Raw genomic sequence first — 26298 nt, 5'->3', positions numbered from 1 at the left:
AAAAGCCCCTGATTTCAGGGGCTTTTTTTGTAACGTCTTACTCAGAAATAGACTTTGGGCTGGCTGAGACTATCACAATAGCCGTTGTTGGAGAGTGGGTTGAAAAAGACCCGCTCGGCGGCTGGTAAGCCAAAGGCCGCGACCTGATGACCGGCTTTGGCGCTGTAGGTCAATCCCATCAAATCCAGATAGGGGCGATAATCCAGGCCGGCCGCGTAGCTGGCGGCAATCAGTAACCAGTCGTTATTGTCCAGAGCACGGGCTTCCTCGCGAGAAAAGTTTGCAAATCCAAGCGTCGCTTTTTTGGCCTCCCAGTCGCTGTTGTCCCCAGCGGCCTGAGAAAAGGCTTTTTCCAGTAAATGTAACCGCGGGATTAAGTGCCAGCCATTAGCCAGTAACCCTTGGTCCTGAGCGTGCATCAGCATTTGAATAATGAGAGTAACCCCCTGGCTCCAGCTGCTACTGTAGCGGCTCGCCATATAGGCCATGGGATCGGCGGTCAGTTGGCTTTGTTCAATGTCAGCCAGTAAGTCGTCAAACGGCAACGACTGGCACTGATGGTCATAACCCGGCTCATTGATGGCTGCCAGCGATTTAGGGTAATAGGAATAAAAATTCGTGGTTGCATGCCCTTCAAAGCCATTGAATTTAAATCTGCCGCTTTCGACATTGTGACCCACTTCATGCAGGTCACCGTGACCCAGAATGCTGAAAGCCCAACCGGCATCGTAGGGATTACCCGAGCAGCCATAACCACAGGTCGGCTGGTCGGCATTCATGTGCTGAATCTGATCCCAGGTGGGGACGCTGAACTGATGCTGGTCTGCAAAGGATTGCACCTCACTGATAGGGGCTATGTTTTCACCCTGACTCCCCGCCAGCGCCCTGAGCGCACTGTGGTGATAAGTCGTAATGAAATCTGCCATTTCACCGGGCGTATCCCAGCGGCTGTTTTCGGACAGTGTGGTTTGCATCCGGTTGTTTCGCGAATGGATTTCAAAATGTTCAGTTGCCACTTCCGCCCAGTCGAAGGCGTTGTTGTTCAAGGCTGCGAGAAAGGCCGCATCGTTTTGACCCAGCTGCCAGTAAGGATGGAGCCCAATCTGGCGAAAGGAAAAGGTCATTGCTGTTCCCTTGTCGGTAAAGCCAATCTGGATCGGGCCGCCATAGGGAGAAGTGATCGTCAGCGTTTGGCCGGCTTTAATCGCCAGGCGGTGAGACTGGAGGTATTTAGGGCGGTTATAACCATTGCTGACGGCCATCTGTTTGGTGGACGCTGGGCGCTGGGTATTGATAGAGATACTGGCGGCCACCGCATCATTGTTATCGGTGCGGGTAACACTAAACGTCTGACCCGGAAGGGCATAGACACCTGCTGCTCGCCAGGGCTGCCGGCTGACCAGCGTGACGTTTTTTTCTGTTGGCGTGATGTGGCTGAAGTCAGTCCGGCTGAAGTTGCCTAAATCAGGCTGAACCGGATTGAACCGGCGCGCGTTATACACCAGGTGGTCGGCATAATAACTCTTTAAAAACGCGAGAGTGGATGCCGTGTTCTTTGACATAGGAAACTGCACTGCTTCACGGTATTTATCCGCCAGCAGGATCAGATGTTTTTCCAGTGTATACTGCCCCGGAAGGGCAAAGATATCTGTCGCGGTTGCATCTAAGGAGCCAATGAGCTGGCGCAGTGATCCGGCAGGGGAAAGAAACTCACGGTTAAAAGCTGGAATATTGCTGCAGTTCGCATTGTCATCTTCGCAATCTGCAACAGAGAAGCTGAAGCTATCGTACTGAAGGTGCTTTACCAGTGCATGAATCTGAGCCAGCAGCCCAGTCTCAGACCGCATATCGGCGGCAGATGTCCAGTTAGCTTTATCTTGCGAAAAATAATTCCCTGCTCCGCCTATCTCCTCGGTTCGGGCGCCAAAGTAGGTCAGAACCAGGTTGGTCAGCGGTGCCGCATTCCAGCTGTTAGTGTGGACATACAGCAGGGACTGTTTACGGGCTGCCGCGGCACTGAGGGCGGTCTGAACCGCAGATTCGCTGAGCGCGCCGCTGGAACCGGTAATGATAAGGTGTGCTGATGATAAACACTCTGCCAGTTGCGCTTGATTACTGCAGAGGGTGGTTTCTATTGTGGGGTAGCGGCTGGCAAGCCAATTTTTCGACTGGTTGTACTGGCTGTTGCTGAGCAACATAAAAGACACGCTGACAGTATCTTTCTCCGCAAGTGAGGCGGGGACAAGCAACCAATCTGTGATGCTTTTCATGTGTGATGCGAAGGCCGCGTTCTCGCCAGCATCAAGGTCGCGCAAAATGTTACTGCCAAAAGCGACACTGCGGCGCGATTGCTGTTCACTGACGGTGGCCAGCGTATTTCCCTGGTTACCCGTGATCAGTTCTTTGGCGCTGGTTAATGTGTGCAAGCTGAAAAGCCGGGAGTTTCGGCTAGGATCATAATCGATCGCTTTATTACCAAAAATCTGCTGATGCGTAACAGTGAGAGCCGTTTGCTCAGCATCGATCAGATCTGTAATTCTTTGTTCAAGCAGGGCGGCATCGGCAGGCAACAGTGCGGGATCGCCCTGTTGTACGGCTTTGCTGATGGGATCTTGCGGTAAAGTGATCGCAGGGGGATGCCCATTGTCATGCGGTGTATCTGGCAGACTTCCGGAGGATGCCGATGGGGTGTTTTCCCCTCCACACGCTGTTAATGAGAGTAAGAAAAGAAAACTGTATTTGTTCATGGGTGTATATGGTCGCTGAGCCTTGCGGGCTTAGTATCATAAACCGTGATGATTTGCTGAAATGGAAGAAAGACTTGGGCTGAATGGCTGATTTTGGGAAAAACAGTGTTGGAGTGAAAGACTGCAGTCACATTGGAGCGCATTCCTTGCCCAAGATCTGAATGCCGGTATGTTGATTGTGTTTTTTGCCTGACATAATGACCACAGAGATTCTCCGCTATTTAGGAAGAAGGTGCCATGTTAACTCTGATCCGCCGTTGGCTGGCTCACTATGATGCCTGGTGCGAGCGTATGGGCTTTGTGCCGGAAAACCGGCGCTGCTGTGCGCCCGTCCGCTATGATGAAGACGATGACCGTCATCCGGCGCAGCGCGCTGCCAGGGCAAGAGCGTGTCAGTCAGTGAAAAAGGATACCTCAGGTGCAGCTGATAGATAGTCACTGCCATTTCGATTTTCCGCCGTTTGCCGCTGAACCAGAGTCCTATCTGGCACAGGCCGGGCAGGCTGGCGTCAGCCATATCGTGATCCCATCGGTCGGGGCGCGTAACTGGCAGCCCATTCAGACCTTGTGTGCCCGCACGGCATCCCCTGCACAGCCGGCACTCTTCTATGCGCTGGGCATGCACCCGTATTTTGCTTCCGAGCATGATGCCGACACACTGAACCAGCTGGAGAGCAGGCTGGAAACGGTCAGCCAGCAGGCGGGCAACCGCTGTGTGGCTGTCGGGGAATGCGGGCTGGACTTTGCTATCCCCAATGCAGACAGACAGCAGCAAATGGGCTGGTTGATCAGGCAGCTGGAATTCGCCAATCAATTTAACCTGCCGGTGATACTTCATTGCCGCAAAGCCTTTCCTGAACTGATGCAATGCCTGAAATCCTGCCCGCCAATTCGGGGAGGGGTTTATCATGCATTCAGTGGTAGTTTGCAGCAAGCGTCTCAACTTCTTGATCTAGGTATCAAAATTGGAGTAGGTGGTACGATCACCTATCGCAGAGCGAACAAAACTCGAACTACAATGACTCAGTTACCTCTTGATGCAATGTTACTGGAAACCGATGCGCCAGATATGCCGTTGGCCGGTTACCAGGGAGAGCCGAATCAGCCGGACAGAGTGGCGTTAGTGCTGGCGGCTCTGGCTGAACTGAGATCAGAATCATTGGCGGTACTTGCTGCTGCTACTAGCAAAAATGCAGAAGTTTTGTTTGCACTGCCTTCTCAAATTTGATGATTCTGACATTTCTCTGGCTTTTCTTTATGCATCAGGTAGTGCTTTGGTGTGAGTTTCATCACACTTGATGTTCAACTTTCACTCGGTTTCCAATCAAAGTGTGATGTGTGCATTACATGCTGTAAGTTGCCATGCGTATAATGCGCCCGACTCTTGAGAGAGCCGAATTGTCGAGACGCCAAAATTTAACTATAGGGATGCCATAAACTATGAGCGTGTTTATGAGCCTGGTTGGGATGGTTGTGCTGCTGCTTGTGGCTGTGCTGCTGTCTGATAACCGTAAAGCTATTAACTTACGTACCGTGGGTGGCGCGTTTGCCATTCAATTCTTCTTCGGCGCATTTGTTCTGTATGTGCCGGTAGGCCGTGATGTGCTGTATGGTGCATCGCAATTCGTTGCCAATGTGATCGGATATGGTGATCAGGGGATTTCCTTCCTGTTCGGCGGTCTGGTTTCAGGCAAGATGTTTGAAGTCTTCGGTGGCGGCGGTTTCGTCTTCGCCCTGAAAGTGCTGCCGGTTATCGTGTTCTTCTCAGCACTGATCAGCGTACTGTACTATCTGGGTATCATGCAGTTTGTGATTAACATTCTGGGTGGCGCACTGCAAAAAGCGCTGGGAACGTCCCGTGCCGAATCCATGTCTGCAACAGCAAACATTTTCGTGGGTCAGACCGAAGCACCACTGGTTGTGCGTCCGTTTGTACCTAAGATGACTCAGTCTGAGCTGTTTGCGGTGATGTGTGGTGGTCTGGCGTCTGTTGCCGGTGGTGTACTGGCCGGTTATGCCTCTATGGGTGTACCGCTGGAATACCTGATTGCAGCCTCTTTCATGGCGGCACCGGGTGGCTTGTTGTTTGCGAAAATCATCAAACCTGAAACAGAAACGCCTGTGGATCAATTGGGCGTTGATAAAGATGATGAAGGTCACGATGACAAGCCTGCTAACGTCATTGACGCAGCGGCTGCGGGTGCCTCTTCCGGTATGCAACTGGCACTGAACGTCGGTGCGATGCTGCTGGCGTTCATCGGTCTGATTGCACTGATCAATGGTATTCTGGGTGGTGTTGGTGGCTGGTTCGGTATGCCTGAGCTGACGCTGGAACTGATCCTGGGTTATGTCTTCCAGCCGCTGGCTTTCCTGATTGGTGTGCCTTGGAATGAAGCACAGGTTGCCGGTTCTTTCATCGGTCAGAAAATAGTCGTGAACGAGTTCGTGGCTTACCTGAACTTCACGCCGTACCTGAAAGATGTGGCTGATGGTGGTCTGCTGGTTGCTGAAACTGGTGTAGCGATGACTGAGAAGACCAAAGCGATTATCTCTTTCGCACTGTGTGGCTTCGCCAACCTGTCTTCTATCGCTATCCTGCTGGGTGGTCTGGGCGGTCTGGCACCAAGCCGTCGTCACGACATTGCCCGCTTCGGTATGAAAGCCGTTGCCGCAGGTACGCTGTCTAACCTGATGTCTGCAACGATTGCAGGTCTGTTCCTGTCACTGTAATTCAGTCAGAAACCGTTAGATTGAAAACGCCACAGCTTAGCTGTGGCGTTTTTTTTTTGCCTCGCATTTTCTTTGCCGCTGACAATGGCGGCTGTCAACAGAATCAGTAACTATCTGAATCATTTCCGGTAAAAGCCGCTAAAAAGCGCCAATTGACTCTTCCTTCACTCAGGCGGCACGCGCATGCTTAAGGGGTCAGCAGACACTTGGTTTTCTGCAGTCTACACTCTGTGAGTATTTCCAAACCGGACTGCTTCGCTCTCCCGGTCTGGTCACAACGACGGGAGTGACAGCATGCATGATGTAATCGTGGCTTTACTGGCAGGTGTGATAGTCGGGCTGATGTTTTCCGCACTCAAATTGCCGATTCCGGCTCCGCCTGTGTTATCCGGAGTGATGGGCATTGTTGGTGTGTATCTCGGCGGACAACTGTATCAATGGCTGATTGAACGTTTCTTTTCCTGAGCAAGGGATCAGAAGTGATCCGAAGGGGCCGGGCGGAGAGGTGACGATAGCTGCGTGCTGGGTCAACACATTATCCACTCTGGGAAACGTCTATTGTATGGTTTGCCTCTGAGCTCCTTGGTAAAATGGCAGCGTGGAATCGCGGATTGATGATATCTGCGTGTAAGTATTCTGATAATTTTGTGAATTAGGATGCAAAAATGAATGGCTGGCAAGGTGATAGCCACCTTGTGCGGTGAAAAGGACGTCGATCGGGCACGCTGTAAAGGGCCTGAGTCTTCATGGAATCAAGTCCGCTTCTGTTTCTCTGAGGCTACAATCTGCAGAGTTGCCACTGTCTGAGTGAGCAAAGTGAACAGGACACTTGGTAGAACATAATCGACTGGAGAAAGTCATGAGCGATTTAAAAACGGCTGCACTGCGTGCGTTAAAACTGATGGATCTGACCACACTGAACGATGACGATACCGATGCGAAAGTGATCGAACTGTGTAAGAACGCGAAAACCCCTGTTGGTAATACCGCGGCGATTTGTATTTATCCGCGTTTTATTCCGGTTGCCAAAAAGCAGCTGCGCGAGCAGGGCACGCCGGATGTCCGTATTGCCACAGTGACCAATTTCCCGCACGGCAACGATGACATTGAGATTGCCGTGGCTGAAACCAAAGCGGCCGTTGCTTACGGCGCGGATGAAGTGGATGTGGTGTTCCCGTACCGCGCTCTGATTGCCGGTAACGAAGATGTGGGTTTTGAGCTGGTTAAACAGTGTAAAGCCGCCTGCGGTGATATTCTGCTGAAAGTGATTATCGAAACCGGTGAGCTCAAAGAGCCGGCACTGATCCGCAAAGCCTCTGAAATTTCTATCAAAGCCGGTGCGGATTTCATCAAGACCTCCACGGGTAAAGTGCCGGTGAACGCAACGCCTGAAGCAGCAGAGATTATGTTGACGGTAATCAAAGACATGGGCGTACAGGACAGCGTAGGCTTTAAGCCTGCCGGTGGTGTACGTACCGCTGAAGACGCACAGCAGTTCCTGGCGATGGCTGATTGTATTCTGGGTGCCGACTGGGCAGACAGCGCGCACTATCGTTTTGGTGCATCCAGCTTGCTGGCAAACCTGCTCAATACGCTGGGTGAAGGCGAGAAAGCCGCAGAAGGCGGTTACTGATACCTCTGGTATCGGTTGACCGATTCTGAACCTGATCTGTGGCAGCCGGCTCGACTGGCTGCCACAGGAAACTGCCAATAAAGGGAAAGACCGCGTCTGCCGGCACCTGCCGCTGACGCTGCCTGGTCTGCCGGGCGTTATTGTCTCTCCCCAGCCATGTCGAGGCATCCTATGTATTTACCTCAGGAAATTATCCGCAAAAAGCGCGATAACATCGCACTCACCCAAGACGAAATTAACTTCTTTATTCAGGGCATCGCCAAAGACACTGTGTCTGAAGGCCAGATCGCGGCTTTCGCGATGGCGGTGTACTTCAACGACATGACCATGAATGAGCGGGTCGCGCTGACCTGTGCCATGCGCGATTCCGGCATGGTGCTGAACTGGGATCACATGAACTTCGGCGGCCCGATTGTCGACAAGCATTCCACCGGCGGTGTGGGTGATGTGACCTCACTGATGCTCGGCCCTATGGTCGCCGCCTGTGGCGGTTTCGTGCCTATGATTTCTGGTCGTGGTCTGGGCCACACCGGCGGCACGCTGGATAAACTGGAATCCATTCCGGGCTATAACATCATGCCGTCGAACGAGGTGTTCGGTCAGGTGACCAAAAGTGCAGGCGTGGCCATTATCGGTCAGACCGGTGATCTTGCACCGGCTGATAAGCGCGTGTATGCCACCCGCGATATTACTGCCACGGTCGATAACATCTCGCTGATCACTGCTTCTATTCTGTCGAAGAAGCTGGCGGCAGGTCTGGAATCGCTGGTGATGGACGTCAAAGTCGGTTCAGGTGCTTTCATGCCAACCTATGAGGCCTCGGAAGAGCTGGCGAAATCCATTGTGGCCGTGGCCAACGGTGCCGGCACCAAAACTACCGCCTTGCTGACCGACATGAACCAGGTACTGGCTTCCAGTGCCGGTAACGCAGTAGAAGTGCGTGAAGCCGTCCAGTTCCTGACCGGCGAATACCGCAACCCGCGCTTGTTTGAAGTCACCATGGCGCTGTGTACCGACATGCTGCTCAACGCTGGTCTGGCCAAAGAGGAAAGCGAAGCCCGTGCTAAGTTGCAGGCGGTGCTGGACAACGGCGCAGCGGCAGAGCGGTTCGGCAAAATGGTGCACGGCCTGGGCGGCCCGGCGGATTTTGTTGAAAACTATAATAATTATCTGGCGAATGCAGAGATCATCAAACCTGTGTTTGCTGAAACCAGCGGCTTTGCCGGGGCGATGGATACCCGCGCACTGGGCATGGCCGTGGTGAGCATGGGCGGTGGCCGGAAAGTGGCTTCCGACAGCATTGATTATGCGGTGGGCCTGACTGACATGATACGTCTGGGCCAGACAGTTGATCAGCAGACCCCGCTGGCCGTTATCCATGCCCGCACTGAAGCACAATGGCAGGACGCTGCGAATGCTGTTCGTCAGGCTGTCACAGTCACTGAGCAGGCACCTGCGGCGACCCCTGAGGTTTACCGCCGCATCCGTGCTGAAGATGTCTAAATTGGAGCAATGATGAAAAGAGCAATTATCCTGGTACTCGATTCTTTTGGCTTGGGTGCCACTGAAGATGCGGTCAAATTTGGCGATGTGGGCTCGAACACCATGGGCCATATTGCCAAAGCCTGCGCCGAAGGCCGCGCCGACAATGCCGATCGCAGCGGTTTGCTGAACCTGCCAAACCTGACCCGACTGGGTCTGGGTAAGGCGGCGGAAGAGTCCTGCGGTGAATTCCCGCAAGGCTTAGATCCTGTGGCTGAGATCACCGGTGCCTACGGTCATGCTGCTGAGATCTCATCCGGCAAAGACACCCCGTCTGGCCACTGGGAAATCGCCGGTGTGCCGGTATTGTTCGACTGGGGTTACTTCAGCGACACCAGCAACAGCTTTCCGCAGGAGTTGCTGGATCGCATTGTCGAACGTGCACAACTGCCGGGTTACCTGGGTAATTGCCATGCTTCCGGTACTCAGGTACTGGACGATCTGGGCGAGGAGCACATGAAAACCGGCAAGCCGATTTTCTATACCTCGGCAGATTCGGTGTTCCAGATTGCCTGCCATGAAGAGACTTATGGCCTAGATAACCTGATGACGCTGTGCGAGATCGTGCGCGAAGAGCTGGAAGACTACAATATCGGCCGCGTGATTGCCCGTCCGTTTATCGGCGCAGGTAAAGGTCAGTTCGAACGTACCGGTAACCGCCGTGATCTGTCCCTTGAGCCACCGTCAGCCACTGTGCTGCAAAAACTGGTGGAAGAGAAGCAGGGTGAGGTGGTGTCTGTCGGTAAGATTGCCGATATCTACGCCCATTGCGGCATCACCCAGAAAGTGAAAGCGACCGGCCTGGAAGCCTTGTTTGATGCCACCCTGGCACAAATGGAAAAAGCCGGTGACAACACCATAGTGTTCACTAACTTTGTCGATTTCGATTCTGCCTACGGCCACCGCCGCGATGTGGCCGGTTATGCCGCCGCGCTGGAATATTTTGACCGTCGTCTGCCTGAGCTGTTGTCGCAGCTGCAAGAAGACGACGTGCTGATCATCACGGCCGATCACGGTTGTGACCCAACCTGGCCGGGCACAGACCATACCCGTGAGCACATTCCTGTGCTGGTGAGTGGTCCTAAGATCCCGGCCGGCTCACTGGGCCGTCGCGACACCTTTGCCGATATCGGCCAGAGCCTGGCGAGTTACTTCGGTACCTCGGCAATGGATTACGGCAAATCTTTTCTGTAACCGCACTGCAGTGTGGTGAGGTTTGATGCTGAATGCGTCACTGCCTCGTCCATAATGGATGAGGCACTCAACAAATTTAAGGAGCGAACAGATGGCTACTCCACATATTAACGCTGAAATGGGTGATTTTGCCGACGTGGTTCTGATGCCGGGCGACCCATTGCGTGCCAAGTTCATCGCAGACACTTTCCTGGAAGAGGTCAAAGAAGTCTGTAATGTGCGCAATATGTACGGTTTTACCGGCACATACAAAGGCCGCAAGATCTCTGTGATGGGCCACGGCATGGGCATACCTTCCTGTTCTATCTATGCCACTGAGCTGGTCAAAGACTTCGGCGTGAAGAAAATCATCCGTGTCGGCAGCTGTGGTGCGGTGCGTGATGACGTCAACCTGCGTGATGTAGTGATCGGCATGGGAGCCTCGACCGACTCTAAAGTGAACCGCATCCGTTTCGGTGGTCACGATTTTGCGGCCATTGCTGATTTTGGCATGGTGAAAAATGCCGTGGATGCCGCCAAAGCCAAAGGCATTGAAGTCAAAGTCGGCAACCTGTTCTCTGCCGACTTGTTCTACAACCCGGATTTTGACTTCTTCAAGACCATGGATAAGTACGGCATTCTGGGGGTGGAAATGGAAGCGGCCGGTATTTACGGTGTGGCGGCGGAATTCGGCGCCAAAGCCCTGACCATCTGTACTGTGTCTGACCACATTCTGCGTGGCGAAGCGACGACCTCTGATGAGCGTCAGACCACGTTTTTAGAGATGATGGAAATCGCCCTGGAATCTGTCCTGCTGGGTGATAAAGACGCCTGAATTTGAGTCTACGCTTGTGGAGACAGGCGGACGCGCAAAAGAGGCTTCGGCTTCTGACTCAAAGCAAAAGACGACCGCATGGTCGTCTTTTTTTTGCTCATACCGCGTGGGACAATGCCGCTCTGCAAGCGCTTTCGCCGCATCGGAGAGAACATCTAATCCTTGGCGTTCGCCGTCAGCAGGAACGGGAAATGCCACACGTCTTTTCGGCGTCCGAAGGTATAAGCCAGAATAAAACCGATCAACAGCGCGACCAGTAACATTCCGCGTACTGTGTTGGTCATACTGTCAATCTGATCGGCAGCGTGCTGGACCAGTTTGCCGTGTTCCAGCGTCAGGCGGATAAAGCCGACCACCTGACCTTCATCGGTTATCACAGGCTGAACCAGCTGCTGGCGGCCGATACTGGCCGTCGAAAGAGGGGTAGTCAGGCCGGACACCTGCTCAAGCGGCATCGCATCTTCGGTTTGTGCCAGCGGAACACCTTCAAGATCATAAATACTGGCGTCCAGTATCAGGGGTTCATCGGAAATACGGTTGACCAGATCCTGCAGCTTATCCTGCTGTTTGTCGAGAATATCGCCAGCTGCTGTGCTGGCAGCCTGACGGGCGATAATGCGAGACAGCGACTGCGTCTGCTCACTCAGCATGTTGAAGTTATTCTGATTCAGCCGGGCGCCGTACTCCAGCATGGTAATCAAGCCGGCAAAACTAACGGCTAATACCAGAAACTGCCAGATACGCTGCATGCGTACAGTTTTGAACTTAAACATAGTCGTGACTTCTTCGATAAGGCTAACTGAGCAATATTGGGACTTGCCCTGACAAATTGCAATAGGGTACTTTGAAGGGAGTTGAATACGCCTTTACAGGGATGTGATATACAGTGCTGACCATAAAAAAACATACTTCGCTTCATACCCGCTTTCCAGACTGTGTTGCCAGCAGTAACCTGGATGTTAAACACGTGGCTTCAGTGATTTACAGTAAATCTCTGACTACAGATCGTATCGATCGTCTTGAGAGCCAGACTGGTGAGAGCCTGTCGCCGGTGGCCGCCTGGAAGGTGGGCGAGTACGACGTGCTGCTGCTGACCAACCCTTTGTCCGACACCCTGATCAGTGCGCTGGACGCCAATAAGATTGATTACGCCCATTATAAAGACTTGCCGGATTTGTCCGAGCCGGGTCTGGTGGTGTTTGATATGGACTCCACGGCGATTCAAATCGAATGCATTGATGAAATTGCCAAACTGGCCGGTGTCGGTGAGCAGGTGGCGGAAGTGACTGAGCGAGCCATGCAGGGGGAGCTGGACTTTGAACAGAGCCTGCGCCAGCGCGTCGGCACACTCAAAGGCGCCAGTGCTGAGATTCTGCAGCAGGTCCGCAACCAGCTACCTCTGATGCCGGAAATGCGCGATTTGGTGGTGGCGCTGCACCACTATGGCTGGAAAACCGCGATTGCCTCCGGCGGCTTTACCTATTTCTCTGATTATCTCAAAGACGAGCTGAATCTGACGCACGCCCAGTCCAACCAGCTGGAAATCGTCGACGGTAAACTGACCGGCCAGCTACTCGGCAGTGTGGTCGACGCACAAACCAAGGCCGATATCCTGCGCGAGCTGGCAGAAGAATACGATATCGCCAGGCACAACACGGTCGCGGTCGGTGACGGCGCCAATGACCTGGTGATGATGGCAGCCGCCGGGCTGGGTATCGCTTACCATGCCAAACCCAAAGTGGTCGCCGCAGCACCCGCCGCCGTCCGCTACGCCGATCTCGGCGGCGTGCTGTGTATTCTTTCCGCTTCCCTCTGGCCGCAGAAAATCGGCTGGTAAGTGATTCTGAAAAAATGGAAAAAGCGAAATCGGTCGGTTTCGCTTTTTTGTGCGCCGTCAAATGAGGGAGAGATTTCATGCCATCTCAGTTGGAAACTCAGCCGCCCCGGAAAACACCAGAGAACCCAAAAGGCTTTTCTGGACACGCTGTAAGCAGACCAAGCATGTCTGGCGCGCTTCAAACCATGCTGAGGTGAACACCGGACTCAAGCGCGACATGCGTCCGCAAGAATTGATGTTGTAAATCCCACCGCTATTTAGTTAGAGAAATGACAAGGACAGCAGCTTGAATTACCGAAGGATTCAGCAAAACATCCTCAGAAGGATAGTCAGCCACAGCCCCAGGGTAAAAATACATGGATGTATTTTTAGGTTGTCGGCGCTTGGAGCGCCTACAACCGACCCGAACAACACCAGAGATCCAAAAAGGCTTTTCTGGGCACTCTTTGAGCAGACAAAGAGTGTCTGGCGCGCTTCAAACCATGCTGAGGTGAACACCGGACTCAAGCGCGACATATGTTCCGCAAAAATTGATATTGTGAGTCTTCCCATCATTAGTTAGATGAATGATCCGGACAACAGCAGAGAACCCAAAGGCTTTTCTGGACACGCTGTGAGCAGACCAAGCGTGTCTGGCGCGCATCAAACAATGCCGAGATGAACACCGAACGCAAGCGCGACATAGGTTCCGCAACAATTGATGTTGTAAATCTCACCCCTATTTAGTTAGAGAAATGACAAAGACAGCAGCTGGAATTACCGAAGGATTCAGCAAAGCATCCCCAGAGGGATAGTCAGCCACGCCAGGGTAAAAATACATGGATGTATTTTTAGGTTGTCGGCGCTTGGAGCGCCTATAACCGACCCGGACAACGTCAGAGAACCGAAAAGGCTTTTCTGGGCACTCTTTGTGCAGACAAAGAGTGTCTGGCGCGCATCAAACAATGCTGAGGTGAACACCGAACGCAAGCGCGACATAGGTTCCGCAAAAATTGATGTCTTTTTATAAACGTTTTGTGGAACAACATTTTACGGAGAAATTAAAATCGATGAAAATTGACGCTTATTTGGTTAATTCCTTTACTGCCAATGGTACCGGCGGAAATCCTGCCGGCGTAGTATTGCACGCAGATAATCTTTCTGACGACGAAAAATTAACCATCGCCAAAGCCGTTGGTTATTCAGAAACCGCGTTTGTATCCCAAGATGACGAAGCCGATTTTGAGCTGTCGTTTTTTACCACCACGGATGAAGTCGATTTCTGCGGTCATGCCACCTTAGCTGCATTTGCAACCCTGTATCAAAAAGGGATCGTAACCGATGGGCAATATGTTCAGAGGACTAAAGCCGGTTTACTTGCCGTCACTATAGAGCCTGATGGCCATATCGTTATGGCGCAGAAATTACCTGAATACCTTGGGGTGTTTGATTGCGAGGCGATATCAGCGTTAATTGGTATTGACTCGACAGCTCTGGCGTCAACCGGATTACCTGTCGAGGTTATTTCAACAGGCTTGCCAGATATGATTGTTCCCGTGCCATTGGGGTATCTGGATAGAATCCAGGTAAATGAAGACTTACTCAGTGATTTTTGCAGAGAACATGATCTTGTCAGTCTCCATGCTTTTGAACTGTGTGAGAAAGACAGCGGACTGACAGCGAGTTGTCGAAACTTTGCTCCTTTGTTTGGTATCCCGGAAGAATCCGCAACCGGAAGTGCCAGCGGCGCCTTAGCCTGTTATTTATCCAAGCACCTTGGTAGCGAATATTCGGAAGGTTTTACTTTCGAGCAAGGAAGGGCAATGGACTGTGTTTCAATCATTACCGCGTCAGTTGAGTTGAAAGAGCACAATATTTCCAAGGTACGGGTCGGCGGTTATGCGCATGAGATTGGGCTGCAGCAAGTCTTCTTATAACAATGAGCTTAAATGGACAATCGACTCCCTCTGTTTTTAACAGCATAAAATGACATGGGAGATTTAGACTTGCACTCCAGCAAACGAGAGCGCCCCTGCTCGTCATCTGTCTGCCTCCCGATCGCCCCAGTGGGACAGGAGTGCCTCGCGAAATACAGTCAGTTTGGCCGAATATTGACGAGATGGCGGGTAGAGTAAAGTCAGTGGCTGGGGAGGCGGTGCATTGTGGCTGAGCACTTCCTGTAAGCGTCCGTCGGCGAGATATGGCCGAACGAAAAAAGTCAGCAGTTGCACAATTCCGGTGCCGGCGACGGCTGCTTCAACCAAAGGGTCGCCATGATCAAGAATCAGATTCCCACTCACATCCATGCTGATGGGTTTACCGTTATCCGTAAACCGCCATGGGTTAATCAGCCCGTTTGTAGATAAACGAACTCTCAGGCAATTATGTTGCGATAACTCCTTGATACACTTTGGGACGCCACGTCTGGCAAGGTATTTAGCAGAGGCCACTGTGACCCAATTGGCTGGCGATAAGCGCCTGGCTATTACTCGGGCATCGGCAACGGGGCCGCTGCGAATGACCGCATCAAATCCCTCATCAATAATGTCGACTATTCGATCGGTCAAAACCAGTTCGATGTTTAACTGGGGATGGGATTCCAGTAACTCACTGACGATCGGAATCAGGATAGCCCGTCCAAATGCGGAAGGCGCACTGACTTTCAGCGTGCCTTTGGGAGCATTGCCATGATGCTGCATTTCATGCTGAGCATCAGAAAGTCCGGAGATTAATGGGCGGACGCGAGACAGAAATAATTCACCGTCTGCGGTCAGGCTCAGGCTGCGGGTATTGCGATGTAACAATTTAACACCCAACTGTGCTTCCAGTCTGCTGATAGCCCTGGAAATACCCGATTGCGTGATACCTAGCTGCGTGGCTGCAACGGTGAAGCTTTGATGGTCGGCCACTTTAATGAATTGCCTGATGGCATTGAGATCAGCATCCATGATTTAAGTCATTAGTGAAATGATTTCAAAGTATTTATCGATCATATTTCATAAATGATACTGGGTGAATCTCAAACGTCATTTGGAATGAATTTATGCGATCTCCTCTACCTTCAGGGATTTACCTGCTTAGTCTCGGTATCTTTATCATGATTTCCTGCGAGTTGCAGGTGCTGGGTTTTATGCCTGCGCTGGCAGCCGATCTGGGTGTTTCCATTGCTGAGGTCGGTTATCTGGTCTCAGCCTTTGCCGCCAGTATGGCCATTGGCGGGCCAATCCTTGCTGTCGTGAGGTAAATATTGCTCAACGAGGAGTCGCTCGTCATGCTTTTGACGTTCGCGGCGATGACCTTTATGCCCTTGCTGAGCGCCTTGCTTTTTTGTCGATTTTCTCCGAGTGGGGGGACGTATTCCTGGCCTTGTTGGCAAAATTGTCTTTAGAGGGAGGCACGGAAGAATTACGACTACTTTGATTGAGTCGGTCTTCAAGTTCAGCAATTTTGTTCCTGAGGAAGCTGATTATCTCTCTCGCCTGCTCGGGCGTATCAAAATTAGGAACAGGAAGCATTTTCTTTGTCATGCCACTAACATGACAGCTGGGGAGGATCGTTCAAGGTGAAATGCGGATCAAGTTAACACGGTCACAAAAAATGCGTGTCGATATGCACCCGGTGAAATGTTGCAAAAACATTTCAGGCCTGATCATTACTCAATCGCAAGTAATGTAATATTCAAAAAAAGATCACAATAAAAATTAGATCAAAGTCACAAATGTACACCAAAGGATTTAAAGAATAATTTAGAATATTAACCTAGATTTACATTAGATGTGAGGATATAACACCAAAATTCAAAAAGAAATGAGAATCAATATCAAAACAATGTGAGGTATAGTGCATATTAATATGATCGCATATAAATTCAATTGATTTCATATGGTTATGATAATTTCCCCACCCCTACTTCTGCCTAATTAGCCGTAAAAAGTAAGATAATGAGTGATTCTTGTGTAAGCCAGCTAATGATGGGCATAATAATTTTCTGCCAAACTCTTATTTACAAATAGGAAATAAATCAAAATCTTATCGTTGACAATATTTATCATTAATAATATCTTTTGGTCGTTTAAACAACAGTCTTAATAATTTCTGTTGTGTGAAAAATTAAAGCCAACAAAGTTCAATTATCAAATAATTTTAATACAAAGGAAGTATGATGAACAGAGTTAATCATATTGGGTTCGATCACCCTAAAAGTTTTTTAGATTCAGAGGAAAGTTTAGAAGTTAAAAATAAAATTGACACCTACATTGATAAAAAAATGGCAGAGTGGGATGAAAAAGTCGTTCATGCGAAACACTTATATGAGCCAGGTGTTGATACTGCTTATTACAAACGCCATATGATTGAGCATGTTTGGCGTATTCGAATGAGCCGCACTGTTCAAGCAAAAGCTCTTCATCAAATTGCTAAAATATCTCCAGAAGCAGCTCAATTATATGCTCGCTACCAAGATGAAGAAATGCTTCATGACATTCTTTTTAAGAATGATGCACTTGCAATCGGTGTCACTGAAGAAGAAATTAAGTCGACTGAACCAATGTTCAGCACACGCTTATTAACCGGGTTTAAATATTTTATTGTTGAACATGAAAACCCACTGGGTGCGGTTGCCTACAGTTACCTGGTTGAGTATGTAACGGCTAAAATCACACCAGATCAAGTCAATAACTTACAATCCGAACTTGGTTCAGAAAAAATAAAAGGTCAAGTTGCGCACATTAATACGGACCTAAGCCATGACCATTCCGGTGATATGTGGGAAATTGTTAAAGCATTAATTTTCTGTGAAGAAGATATTGATTCATTCATGAAGTATATCGATGAAATTCAAGACCTTCTTGCTATGTATTACACCGAACTATATGAAAAAACGGTCGGTTTAAATAAAGCGGCATAAATTATAATGAGACATGTTAGCAATCGAGAACATGTCTCAATTATTTTTATGCAATGGAATGAAGGTTCCAATAGTACTCTAAAATATAATACGATTTTTTATATTTATTTACTACCAAATGTTACATCCCTATCCTGACAAAGTAACTTGAAGTAAGTAACACATAAATGAAATTGATATAAAGCCATGACTCCTCACTTGTGAAAACACTCTATAGGATAATTTATGTTTAGATTACTATTCGTTAATTTAAACTTCTCGCGCTTTGTCTTGGGAAGATTCTTCACGCTATGTGCAGATCAGATTCTATTATTTGCTATACCTCTTATTGTATACAGAAATACAGGAAGTATCACACAAAGCGGTATCGTGTTTTTTTTAGAATGGCTACCACGTGTGATCTCACTTCCCGTTTCAGGAATTTTGGCTGATCGATTTGGTGGTCGATTACTATCTATTATTTCAGACTTTATGCGAGGAATAAGTTGTCTTGTTGTCGCATTACTGTTAACGATTCATAATGAATATAGCTTCTATATTCTAAGTGCACTTGCAATAGTCAGTTCATTTTTTCAAGCTCAGTCATTGATAGCAATAGAGTCACTTGTTCCTAATATCTTTGGCTCCTCAAAGCTCATTCAAGTTCAATCTTTACTTCAGGCTATTATACAGCTTTCAATGATTGCTGGGCCGATCGTTTGCGCTTCAATGCTTTTGATTATAGATAAAAATGGATTACTATTTCTAGCATCATGCATTTATATTGTATGTTTTTTAAATACAATATTCTTGCAATTTGACAATCCAGTTTATGATAAAGAACATGGAGTATCATTCATAAAAAAAATACAACTATCTGTATCACTTATTTTTAATCAGCATAAGCTTCGGTATCTTACGCTTGAGTCGATGGCTGTAAACCTTTTATTTGGGGTTTTAATGGGGCAAGCCTCTATTATCTCAATATCCGCTTTTAATGTGACAGACCAAGAGTTTAGCTTAGTTCAATTAAGTCTGGGTATCGCAACAATTTCTGCTTTGTCATTTAGTGGTAAAGTCTTTGAGAAGTGGGAAGGAGTTAATATTTGTATGACATCTATTATACTCATTTTCTCTGGGTGCATCGTCGTTGCACTATCAAAGTCTTTTTCTGTATTTATTTTCGGGTATGCCGTGATGATGGCCGCTTTATCTTTCTTCAATGTATATATGAGAGCAGAACGAGTAAAACTTATACCTGAAGGCGACAGAGGAAAAGTCATTTCTGTAATGGTCATGCTTAATCAAATCCCACTTCCTTTATCTGGAATTCTTATCTCTCTATATGCGGAATCACTTGGCCCACAAAACTTGTTATTAACATCAGTTTTATCAATCAGTATTTTAAATATTTTACTCTTCTCTTTATATCGTTCTAAGAGGAAATTGAAAATCAAAGAATATACAAATCAAAATTGATCATGGAGTTAGATATGCCAACTATAAAATTCAAAGGATGTGGGGATTCAATACACTTAGCTAAAAATAGCAATCTTACTGAGCTTGATAACTCTTCACAGCAAGAGCTCATGTTTGGTTGTCGGGCAGCTGCATGTGGCTCTTGTGCTATTAATGTTTTAGAAGGAATTGAAAACTTGAATTCAAAAAATGCAAAAGAAAATCATTTGCTCGATATGTTATGTATGAATGGCGACACACATCGCCTGGCTTGCCAATGTAAGATTCATGGAAACATAACAATTGAGTCTTTGAGCTAAGAGAGAATCATTATGAAAGGGATTATTGCGCTGGTACATGGTGGTAAGTCATTTATCAACCAAATAAAATATACCTGTGATAAATTAAATCTTGAACTTTACGTGATTTCATCAAAAATAGCTGATCCTAGTATTTTAGAAAATATGAAATCAAAGTGCTCTGATCACAGAGTTGTCGAGAGCTCTGACTTAAATGAAGAACAGTGTTTATCATTCCTCCATCATCTGATTGAGGATGGAAAAAATCCAGTCGCATGTATCAGTGTTTGGGAGAACTACCGTTCACTCATGGCTGTCACCAATGGAAAAATTGGCAATCATGATATGCCATCCTCTCAAGTATCATTCTTGAGGGATAAATATCTTCTTCGTAAAAAACTAAATGACTCAAATTTAAGCACTGTGGAGACTATTGTTTTAGACTCTTCTGTTTTTAATAATATAAAAGAAGAAGGTAAACAAAAGTTCATTAAACCACGCCAAGGAATAGCATCTTTCGGAGCATTTAAATTAAAAAACAACACCCAGTGGGAACATATTATTAACATATCAGATCAAATAAAAAATGATGAAATTTATCAGTCAAGCTTTACTGAAGAAATACAATTTATTGCTGAAGATTATATCCCTGGAACTGAATACTGCTTCGAAATAATAAATAATAGTAAAAATTGCCACATTATAGCAATACACGAAAAATTAGAAGTCGGTGAACTGAACGGGACAACACTAGAGAATGTAAGTATTACGCCACCGGTTTCTTTGAGTAAAGAGCAAATAAAATCAGCAAATCATTGGGTTTCATTGATATTTGCATCACTTGAATTAGGAGATGGTTGCTTCCATCTAGAAGCAAAATGTTCAGCTGACTCCTGGGAAATCATAGAAATCAACCCAAGAATTGGTGGCGCATTCATCAATGAAAGCGTTGCTAATCATTCAGGATATTCTTTATTAGAACTTTGGATCAGTTCTCTGATTGATTATAACTGTAAAGAATTTGAGGGATTATTAAACTCATTAAATCCTGAATCTGAGTGTTTTTTTGAACGAAGAAAAGGATCATTTTTCAGAGTTTTCTTTGCTGAGCCAAGTAAATCAATAAAAAAAATAAAATTCAACTCAAATTTTTCACCTATTCAAAAGGCAATATTTATGCAGGAGGGACAGGAAACTCCTGATGCAAGCCGTGAACTATTTATGGCGCAAGCCCTATGGTCTTGGGATATATCCAAAGAAGCTCATCAAATAAAAAATACGGTCTACGAAACACAATCAGCCTTAGAGGTAGATTATGAGTAAGTTTTTTTTAATCGTTGGGTGTGCACATAGTAGAGTCCCAGATCTGGAACAAATTTGTCTGTATGTTAAACAAGCATATCAGTTAAAAACAATTTTACTGGCAAAAAAACCAAAAGATAATGCTTATAATATCTGTGATGTGGTCTTTGACATGAATCTCACAGATGAAAACTTCTTGGAGAGTGCATTATCAAATATTTCAGAGTACCCAATTAAGGGAGGTTTGCTTTTTTCTGATGAGTCTATTAAAAACGGGCCTTCATTATTTAAAAATCTTGGTATTTTATGTGACGAGCAAGAACTAGGTCGAAATGCATACTCTAAGCTTTCATTCCGAAAACATGAAGAAAAATATCTATCCACTTATGGAACAGACGATATATTCCGACCTTGCTATAAGGAAGTCACTTCTTTTTCAGACGTCTTAAATTTTGCAAAGGATAATCCAGAAGGATTTATCCTTAAGCCCGTCAGTGAGGCCGCAAGCCGGGGAGTCCTGAAGCTAAATATTTCATCTGATTTAGAAAAATCATTTAAAGAATTAGAATGCTATGCCCATGGCGGTTTGATCTGTGAAACTTTAATACCTTTCAACAGGGAGTTCTCCTTTGATGGTTTTTCAACATTTTCTTTTCTCACTGAGAAAATAGTCTCTTCTGGTCAATATCCAGTTGAAATTGGTCAGGTTTTACCTGCTGATATCAGTGTTGAAGAAGCTAGCCGAATTAAGAGCCATGGCATAATCATGAACTCATTAACTGGGCAAAAAATTGGTGCATTTCATAATGAAATCGGTTATGTCGATTCAACTCACCAAACAGCAAGTATTGAAGCCAACCGCCGGCCAGGAGGTATGGGTATTTGGAATCTTGCAGAAAAAGTTTATGGCCATAATTTATATCAGTTACTCGTTGATGCGGCCATGGGAAAAAACCTCAGCGATATTTTATTTGAACCCCAAGGGAAAGCAATTACTTGTATGCTAGGTTCAGCTGAGGATTTGATCGATGATTTAGAACCTCATATTGATTTAATAAATAAAGAATTTGAAATAAATATTATCGATAATATTGAGATTTTATCATTCCGTTGGATTAATACCCAACCTCAGAGTGTACCTTTGATTCCTAAAAGCAATCATGATTTTATCGCAGAAGTCTATGTATATTCTTCAAAATCAACCTTACCCACTAAATTAATGTTTTCAGCAGTCCAAAACGCCTGGAATAAGTCTTTGCACATTGTAAAGAAAAGGAAATTAATCGCATGAATAACCCTTTATCAATTCTTATTTTACATCGAGTTCCATTTGAGAATGTTGGCTATGACAATGTTATCGATCATCAATTTCATAACGTTACTTATATTGGATTAAGCAGTGCTATAAACAGTATACCTCCACAGATTCATTGTTCTCGTGTCATCATTGAAAGCACAGACGATTTAGTTGAAAAATCTGTTAACTTGTGCAAGGAAGAGAATAAAAAGTTTGACCATGTTATTGCAGTTTCAGAATATCAATTATATGACGCTGCTAACATTCGTCACACTTTAAATATACCTGGTCCCAAGATGCAAGAAGTGAAGAAAGTAAGGGACAAGGTCATTATGAAGAAAAGTATTGAGAGTGCCGGACTTGATACACCTAAATTTTCAGAATTAACAGATGTTATATTTGGAAAAGAAAAGTTTTGTGCTGATATAAAGTTAATTTTAAAACCTAAAGATGGCGCATCTAGTGAAAATGTCATTGCTTTTGACAATATTGACTCTCTTTTAAGTTCAATTCACAGAAAAGAGACAGGTATTGAATTACTTGATAAGCATCATGCTTATGAAAAGTTTGAAGTTGAAGAGTTTATCACTGGATCCATTATCCATATCGATGGCATTGTAGAAAATTCACTCATCAGTGAATTAATAGTTAGTCGATATGAAGGAACATGTTTAGCTTTTGCAGAAGGCCAAGCATTTGGATCCTATCAAATTGACATGGAAGAGAAGTTTCACGTCTGGGCACAGTCTGTTATTCATGCATTAAATATAAAATCTGGTGCATTCCATTTGGAAGGATTCGAATCGGGAGGTAGATTGGTATTTTTAGAAATTGGCCATCGAGCAGGTGGTGCCAATGTAGTTAAAACATTTGAACTCGCAACTGGTATCAATTTACATCAGGCAAATATCGCAACACAACTTGACTTACCGATAAAAATAAAATCAGTTCAGGCCGGAAAAAACTATGGGTGGTTTGTATTCCCTGGCCACCATTATCCCTGGACTCATTGTCGTCTTTCTGGACATGAAAAGCATTGTATTGATGAAAGAATGTTAGAGTGGAATCAATTGATGCCTAAACAACAATTGACCAAAAATATAACATATCAAAAGAAGGAAGTTCCCGCAGCAGGCATTATTCATGGTAATAATACCTTAGAAGTACAACAATTTATGCAACTTGTTCTTAATGAAGTTAAAGTTTTAGAGCATTTATAATAATTGGCGATTAAATTTATTTTTGAATACTGATTACTTTTAAATAAATGAGGCAATGCATGAATAGGGAATTTGATTTAATTATTGTGGGAACCGGACTGGCTGGCTATGGACTTGTTGAACAAATAAGACAAGTTGAATCTAATCTGTCTATATTCATGTTAACACAGGATGATGGAAGTTTTTATTCAAAACCTATTTTATCTACTGGATTTAGCAATAACTTAGAACCTTCATCAATTATTGATTATACAGCCGAGGAAATGGCTGAAAAACTAAACATTGAGATTAAAACCTTTGTTAAATCAGATTCAATAAATACCAAAGAAAAATTAATTTCAGCAGGTGGTTATGTATATCGATATAATAAACTTGTCCTTGCTCAAGGTGCATTGCCAGTTCATCTGGAGTGGCCTGTCAATGTACAACCATCTGTTTTCTACATCAATAACCTCTCTGAATATCAAGACTTTAGAGAAAGTTTGAAAAAAAATAACAAAATTGCTCTTGTTGGTTCTGGCCTGGTTGGAATGGAATATGCGAATGACCTTGCTGCAAGCGGTATGCAAGTTCATGTGATTTCTGTAGATAACTACCCATTGGAAAAACTAATTCCATATAAGCTAGGAAATGCTTTAAAAGCGTGCTTAGAAAAAATAAATGTTAATTTTCACTTAGATACAAAGATCACTGACTCATATGTAAAAACTAATGGTGAAATCAGTATAACTACTGAGAACGGTGAACAGATTGACGTTGACATCATTTTATCTGCAGCAGGATTAAGGCCAAACATTCAATTAGCAAAATCGGCTGAATTAAACATTGGGTATGGCATTAAAGTAAACTCAACACTACAAACAAGTGATGAAAGCATATATGCAATTGGAGATTGTGCTGAGATAAATGGTGATGTCCGCATGTTCTTGATACCTATAAATTTAAGTATTAAGTCATTAGCCAATACTCTGACAAATAGTTATGGTTTGAGTGATGAAGTCAATTTTCCACTTCTTCCTGTTTTAGTGAAAACCTCAGCATGTCCCATCTTCTGTGTACCACCTCCGGTAAATGTTCAAGGAAATTGGAAAATTGACGGTGAAGAGAACAATCTTAAGGGTTGTTTTTTTGATAATGAAAATAATTTAAAAGGTTTTGCCTTAATGGGAAGTCGAATCAGAGAACGTGTCTCTCTGATTAAAGAATGCAATCAATAAATCCTTTTAATAAAAAGATAATCATTGATGTGAATCTCAGTGGGATAAATTACCTCACTGTTTTTCATTATATCTCTAAGTATCTTTCGAATGTTCTGTAACTTCACTGAAATTATGTTTCAAAGCCTCAAATTCTTGAGGCTTTCGTGTATCCGATATTCCGGAGCCATTTCAGGGATAATCCGCTTCATATAGCTTGCCCAATAACCTAAGTAATCGTGTTTGATTTTCCTGGATGCCCGTAATGAACCTTGGCCGCCTAGTTTGAACGTATCTACCTCCTCGAATTTCAAGAATACCCAACGCGGGGTTGGTTTTGAGGTTGTCTTGTTCTTAACCATTCTTGGTAAAAACTCGTCGCTATTGGCTAGTTGCTCTCGGATTTTGTGCTCAAGACCGGCATAAACCAGTAAACTTAACGTCATGATTATCAGCGATGCTTCAATGCGCTGTGGCTTTTTCAAAAAGAACGATGACGTTAAGAACTCAGGGCTTTTGGGAAGCGAAAGCCTCGCTCTACCTTCTGTTGCGATTTGTAATGCTCAAGTAATGCAGGCATATCAAGTTCGGGGCTGTCGATGTCATTCGTCGCTAAAATGAACATGCCGACTTTCAGTTTTGCTATATTTTCTTTTTCTAAATTAGCGAAGGGGGTGATGGTCGGCCACTTTAATGAATTGCCTGATGGCATTGAGATCAGCATCCATGATTTAAGTCATTAGTGAAATGAATTCAAAGTATTTATCGATCATATGTCATAAATGATACTGGGTGAACCTTAAACATCACTTGGAATGAATTTATGCGATCTCCTTTACCTTCAGGGGTTTACCTTCTTAGTCTCGGTATCTTTATCATGATTTCCTGCGAGTTGCAGGTGCTGGGTTTTATGCCTGCGCTGGCAGCAGATCTGGGTGTTTCAATTGCTGAGGTCGGTTATCTGGTCTCAGCCTTTGCCGCCAGTATGGCCATTGGCGGGCCAATCCTCATGCTGGCGCTTTCTCGCTTTCCACCACGCACGATTCTGACTTGCCTGTATAGCATTTTTATTCTGGGTGAGCTCTTTGGTGCTCTGGCACACAGCTATACCCAGCTGATGTTGGCGCGTGCTGTTACGGGTATGGTGTCCGGCGCATTCTTTGGGGTATCGATTGGGCTTTGTTCAAGGATGGTTGCACCCAAAGACACGTTGCGAGCCGTTGCAATGGTGCTGGCGGGTATCATGTTGGGCACCATTATCGGCTTGCCTCTGGCAAAAGTGATTGCAGAATATTGGGGATGGCGTGAAAGCTTTTATGTGGTCGTGGCACTGGCAGTGTTCAGCGCAGCCTTGTCGCTGAAGGCTGTTCCGTCCTTGCCAGCAGAAGCTTCGCATCCGTTAAAGCAAGAGCTGAAAGGGGTACTGGATGTGAAGCTATGGTGGGTTTTTGCGACCAGTTTTTGTGTGCTTGGTGCGGTTTATGCGCCTTTTAGCTTTATCGTGCCGATTCTGACTGACTTAGCAGCTCTGCCGGAAGGGGCTGTCACCTGGTTACTCTTGGTCTACGGGCTGTGCATGCTGGTAGGGAACAATGTTGTTGCTTCTCTGGCTGTGAAACATGCTAAAGCGACAATCATGGGTGGTCTGGCTATCATGAGCTTTGTTTTTGTGATGTTTGCGCTGTTTGCCGACATTGGCTGGGTGGCAGTGATTTGTCTTGTCCTGTTGGGTTTCTGTGGTGTGAGTCTCAACCCGGCCTTGGTCAGCCGACTGATGTCGTTACCACAGGGGCAGGGGGCCTTTATCAATACCTTGCACGCTTCTGTGATTAACGCAGGGATTATGTTCGGCAGCTTTGCGGCAGGCCTGACACTGGATTCAGGCTTCAGTCTGCATGCCACAATATGGCTGGGAGCTGCCATTGCTATCCTTGGTCTGACTGTGCTTGGAATGTCGCCTCAGCTTTGTGTATCCTCTGCTCAAACAGCGTCGCAGTTGCCTCAGGCAGATTAGTCCCGTATCCATTTTCGGACAACAATAAAGCATTGCTGTCCGAAAATGCACCTGTTGTCAGCACCTTGCCCTGATGATCCTCACCATCGATATTCAGCTAAGCTTGGCTAAATCAACCCCCGAAACACAATAGACTTAGCGGAGTTAGACA

At 46.2% G+C, this 26298-nt stretch carries 23 protein-coding genes and 1 pseudogene; 19 read left to right on the top strand and 5 right to left on the bottom strand.

From position 1 onward, the window contains the following. Positions 1–41: 41 nt before the first annotated feature. Positions 42–2747 carry an ImpA family metalloprotease gene (locus P0Y67_RS08265; protein WP_342391507.1) on the bottom strand — a complete coding sequence of 902 codons (2706 nt, stop codon included), beginning with the start codon at positions 2745–2747 and terminating at the stop codon, positions 42–44. Positions 2748–2984: 237 nt separating this feature from the next. Here P0Y67_RS08265 and P0Y67_RS08260 point away from each other — a divergent pair, with 237 nt between their 5' ends. From P0Y67_RS08260 to deoD, 8 genes are all read left to right on the top strand, one after another. Continuing rightward, positions 2985–3182, top strand: coding sequence for a hypothetical protein (locus tag P0Y67_RS08260; RefSeq protein ID WP_342391506.1), 198 nt, complete (start codon positions 2985–2987; stop codon positions 3180–3182). After that, positions 3166–3975, top strand: coding sequence for a TatD family hydrolase (locus P0Y67_RS08255; protein WP_446728815.1), 810 nt, complete (start codon positions 3166–3168; stop codon positions 3973–3975). Before P0Y67_RS08260 ends, P0Y67_RS08255 begins: the two co-directional genes overlap by 17 nt. 212 nt (positions 3976–4187) lie before the next feature. Further along, positions 4188–5477: a NupC/NupG family nucleoside CNT transporter gene (locus tag P0Y67_RS08250; RefSeq protein ID WP_342391505.1), complete on the top strand. Its 1290-nt coding sequence runs from the start codon at positions 4188–4190 to the stop codon at positions 5475–5477. Positions 5478–5771: 294 nt separating this feature from the next. Next, a complete protein-coding gene (locus P0Y67_RS08245) occupies positions 5772–5942 on the top strand; it encodes a XapX domain-containing protein (RefSeq protein WP_342391504.1) in 171 nt (56 codons plus the stop codon). A 394-nt stretch (positions 5943–6336) separates the two neighbouring features. Beyond that, entirely contained in the window at positions 6337–7110 is a 774-nt protein-coding gene (deoC, locus tag P0Y67_RS08240; RefSeq protein ID WP_342391503.1) for a deoxyribose-phosphate aldolase, read from the top strand. A gap of 171 nt (positions 7111–7281) precedes the next feature. After that, positions 7282–8613, top strand: coding sequence for a thymidine phosphorylase (gene deoA / locus P0Y67_RS08235; protein ID WP_342391502.1), 1332 nt, complete (start codon positions 7282–7284; stop codon positions 8611–8613). A gap of 12 nt (positions 8614–8625) precedes the next feature. After that, positions 8626–9846 carry a phosphopentomutase gene (deoB, locus tag P0Y67_RS08230; RefSeq protein ID WP_161444497.1) on the top strand — a complete coding sequence of 407 codons (1221 nt, stop codon included), beginning with the start codon at positions 8626–8628 and terminating at the stop codon, positions 9844–9846. Positions 9847–9937: 91 nt separating this feature from the next. Beyond that, a complete protein-coding gene (deoD, locus tag P0Y67_RS08225; protein WP_161444499.1) occupies positions 9938–10660 on the top strand; it encodes a purine-nucleoside phosphorylase in 723 nt (240 codons plus the stop codon). Between the two features lie 155 nt (positions 10661–10815). On the opposite strand, the gene P0Y67_RS08220 is transcribed toward deoD, so the two are convergent. After that, positions 10816–11433, bottom strand: coding sequence for a YtjB family periplasmic protein (locus tag P0Y67_RS08220; RefSeq protein ID WP_342391501.1), 618 nt, complete (start codon positions 11431–11433; stop codon positions 10816–10818). Between the two features lie 113 nt (positions 11434–11546). On the opposite strand from P0Y67_RS08220, the gene serB reads away from it, so the two are divergent. Together serB and P0Y67_RS08210 are read left to right on the top strand one after the other, a co-directional pair. Beyond that, positions 11547–12497 (top strand): phosphoserine phosphatase, encoded by a 951-nt coding sequence (gene serB / locus P0Y67_RS08215; RefSeq protein ID WP_342391500.1) that lies wholly within the window; start codon positions 11547–11549, stop codon positions 12495–12497. A 995-nt stretch (positions 12498–13492) separates the two neighbouring features. Next, positions 13493–14413 carry a PhzF family phenazine biosynthesis protein gene (locus tag P0Y67_RS08210; RefSeq protein ID WP_342391499.1) on the top strand — a complete coding sequence of 307 codons (921 nt, stop codon included), beginning with the start codon at positions 13493–13495 and terminating at the stop codon, positions 14411–14413. 102 nt (positions 14414–14515) lie between these two features. On the opposite strand, the gene P0Y67_RS08205 is transcribed toward P0Y67_RS08210, so the two are convergent. After that, positions 14516–15424 carry a LysR family transcriptional regulator gene (locus tag P0Y67_RS08205; protein WP_342391498.1) on the bottom strand — a complete coding sequence of 303 codons (909 nt, stop codon included), beginning with the start codon at positions 15422–15424 and terminating at the stop codon, positions 14516–14518. A 95-nt stretch (positions 15425–15519) separates the two neighbouring features. Between P0Y67_RS08205 and P0Y67_RS08200 the strand changes: the two genes are divergently transcribed. Beyond that, the gene (locus P0Y67_RS08200; RefSeq protein WP_237794038.1) at positions 15520–15720 is read left to right on the top strand and encodes a hypothetical protein; all 201 of its coding nucleotides are present in this window, start codon (positions 15520–15522) and stop codon (positions 15718–15720) included. 55 nt (positions 15721–15775) lie between these two features. On the opposite strand, the gene P0Y67_RS08195 is transcribed toward P0Y67_RS08200, so the two are convergent. Next, the gene (locus P0Y67_RS08195) at positions 15776–15991 is read right to left on the bottom strand and encodes a DUF6444 domain-containing protein (protein WP_446728816.1); all 216 of its coding nucleotides are present in this window, start codon (positions 15989–15991) and stop codon (positions 15776–15778) included. Positions 15992–16638: 647 nt separating this feature from the next. On the opposite strand from P0Y67_RS08195, the gene P0Y67_RS08190 reads away from it, so the two are divergent. From P0Y67_RS08190 to P0Y67_RS08160, 7 genes are all read left to right on the top strand, one after another. After that, positions 16639–17382, top strand: coding sequence for an iron-containing redox enzyme family protein (locus tag P0Y67_RS08190; protein WP_237902773.1), 744 nt, complete (start codon positions 16639–16641; stop codon positions 17380–17382). Between the two features lie 225 nt (positions 17383–17607). Further along, a complete protein-coding gene (locus P0Y67_RS08185; RefSeq protein WP_237793864.1) occupies positions 17608–18840 on the top strand; it encodes an MFS transporter in 1233 nt (410 codons plus the stop codon). A gap of 14 nt (positions 18841–18854) precedes the next feature. After that, complete coding sequence (locus P0Y67_RS08180) at positions 18855–19139, top strand: 2Fe-2S iron-sulfur cluster-binding protein (RefSeq protein WP_342391497.1); 285 nt, start codon at positions 18855–18857, stop codon at positions 19137–19139. A gap of 12 nt (positions 19140–19151) precedes the next feature. Continuing rightward, positions 19152–20441, top strand: a complete 1290-nt coding sequence (locus P0Y67_RS08175) for an ATP-grasp domain-containing protein (RefSeq protein WP_342391496.1) — start codon at positions 19152–19154, stop codon at positions 20439–20441. Continuing rightward, a complete protein-coding gene (locus P0Y67_RS08170; protein WP_342391495.1) occupies positions 20434–21711 on the top strand; it encodes an ATP-grasp domain-containing protein in 1278 nt (425 codons plus the stop codon). Before P0Y67_RS08175 ends, P0Y67_RS08170 begins: the two co-directional genes overlap by 8 nt. Continuing rightward, entirely contained in the window at positions 21708–22937 is a 1230-nt protein-coding gene (locus P0Y67_RS08165) for an ATP-grasp domain-containing protein (protein ID WP_342391494.1), read from the top strand. The genes P0Y67_RS08170 and P0Y67_RS08165 overlap by 4 nt, the downstream gene beginning before the upstream one ends. 59 nt (positions 22938–22996) lie before the next feature. Next, a complete protein-coding gene (locus P0Y67_RS08160) occupies positions 22997–24154 on the top strand; it encodes an FAD-dependent oxidoreductase (protein WP_342391493.1) in 1158 nt (385 codons plus the stop codon). A 171-nt stretch (positions 24155–24325) separates the two neighbouring features. Here the strand turns inward: P0Y67_RS08160 and P0Y67_RS08155 are convergent. Then, positions 24326–24806, bottom strand: a pseudogene (locus P0Y67_RS08155) (IS1634 family transposase); the annotation flags it as partial. A gap of 150 nt (positions 24807–24956) precedes the next feature. On the opposite strand from P0Y67_RS08155, the gene P0Y67_RS08150 reads away from it, so the two are divergent. Then, a complete protein-coding gene (locus P0Y67_RS08150; protein WP_342391492.1) occupies positions 24957–26147 on the top strand; it encodes an MFS transporter in 1191 nt (396 codons plus the stop codon). Positions 26148–26298 lie beyond the last annotated feature (151 nt).

The sequence above is a fragment of the Photobacterium sp. SP02 genome (assembly GCF_038519165.1).
In the GTDB taxonomy this organism is placed as follows: domain Bacteria; phylum Pseudomonadota; class Gammaproteobacteria; order Enterobacterales; family Vibrionaceae; genus Photobacterium; species Photobacterium halotolerans.
Note: the sequence above shows the minus strand (reverse complement) of the source record. Positions and strands in the feature narration are given on the sequence as shown.

Bases quoted from the DNA above. Each gene is read 5' to 3' on its own strand.
- P0Y67_RS08265 (WP_342391507.1), bottom strand. From the start codon at position 2,747: ATGAACAAATACAGTTTTCTTTTCTTACTCTCATTAACAGCGTGTGGA.
- P0Y67_RS08260 (WP_342391506.1), top strand. From the start codon at position 2,985: ATGTTAACTCTGATCCGCCGTTGGCTGGCTCACTATGATGCCTGGTGC.
- P0Y67_RS08250 (WP_342391505.1), top strand. From the start codon at position 4,188: ATGAGCGTGTTTATGAGCCTGGTTGGGATGGTTGTGCTGCTGCTTGTG.
- P0Y67_RS08245 (WP_342391504.1), top strand. From the start codon at position 5,772: ATGCATGATGTAATCGTGGCTTTACTGGCAGGTGTGATAGTCGGGCTG.
- deoC (WP_342391503.1), top strand. From the start codon at position 6,337: ATGAGCGATTTAAAAACGGCTGCACTGCGTGCGTTAAAACTGATGGAT.
- deoA (WP_342391502.1), top strand. From the start codon at position 7,282: ATGTATTTACCTCAGGAAATTATCCGCAAAAAGCGCGATAACATCGCA.
- deoB (WP_161444497.1), top strand. From the start codon at position 8,626: ATGAAAAGAGCAATTATCCTGGTACTCGATTCTTTTGGCTTGGGTGCC.
- deoD (WP_161444499.1), top strand. From the start codon at position 9,938: ATGGCTACTCCACATATTAACGCTGAAATGGGTGATTTTGCCGACGTG.
- P0Y67_RS08220 (WP_342391501.1), bottom strand. From the start codon at position 11,433: ATGTTTAAGTTCAAAACTGTACGCATGCAGCGTATCTGGCAGTTTCTG.
- P0Y67_RS08210 (WP_342391499.1), top strand. From the start codon at position 13,493: ATGTCTTTTTATAAACGTTTTGTGGAACAACATTTTACGGAGAAATTA.
- P0Y67_RS08205 (WP_342391498.1), bottom strand. From the start codon at position 15,424: ATGGATGCTGATCTCAATGCCATCAGGCAATTCATTAAAGTGGCCGAC.
- P0Y67_RS08200 (WP_237794038.1), top strand. From the start codon at position 15,520: ATGCGATCTCCTCTACCTTCAGGGATTTACCTGCTTAGTCTCGGTATC.
- P0Y67_RS08195 (WP_446728816.1), bottom strand. From the start codon at position 15,991: ATGCTTCCTGTTCCTAATTTTGATACGCCCGAGCAGGCGAGAGAGATA.
- P0Y67_RS08190 (WP_237902773.1), top strand. From the start codon at position 16,639: ATGAACAGAGTTAATCATATTGGGTTCGATCACCCTAAAAGTTTTTTA.
- P0Y67_RS08185 (WP_237793864.1), top strand. From the start codon at position 17,608: ATGTTTAGATTACTATTCGTTAATTTAAACTTCTCGCGCTTTGTCTTG.
- P0Y67_RS08180 (WP_342391497.1), top strand. From the start codon at position 18,855: ATGCCAACTATAAAATTCAAAGGATGTGGGGATTCAATACACTTAGCT.
- P0Y67_RS08175 (WP_342391496.1), top strand. From the start codon at position 19,152: ATGAAAGGGATTATTGCGCTGGTACATGGTGGTAAGTCATTTATCAAC.
- P0Y67_RS08170 (WP_342391495.1), top strand. From the start codon at position 20,434: ATGAGTAAGTTTTTTTTAATCGTTGGGTGTGCACATAGTAGAGTCCCA.
- P0Y67_RS08165 (WP_342391494.1), top strand. From the start codon at position 21,708: ATGAATAACCCTTTATCAATTCTTATTTTACATCGAGTTCCATTTGAG.
- P0Y67_RS08160 (WP_342391493.1), top strand. From the start codon at position 22,997: ATGAATAGGGAATTTGATTTAATTATTGTGGGAACCGGACTGGCTGGC.
- P0Y67_RS08150 (WP_342391492.1), top strand. From the start codon at position 24,957: ATGCGATCTCCTTTACCTTCAGGGGTTTACCTTCTTAGTCTCGGTATC.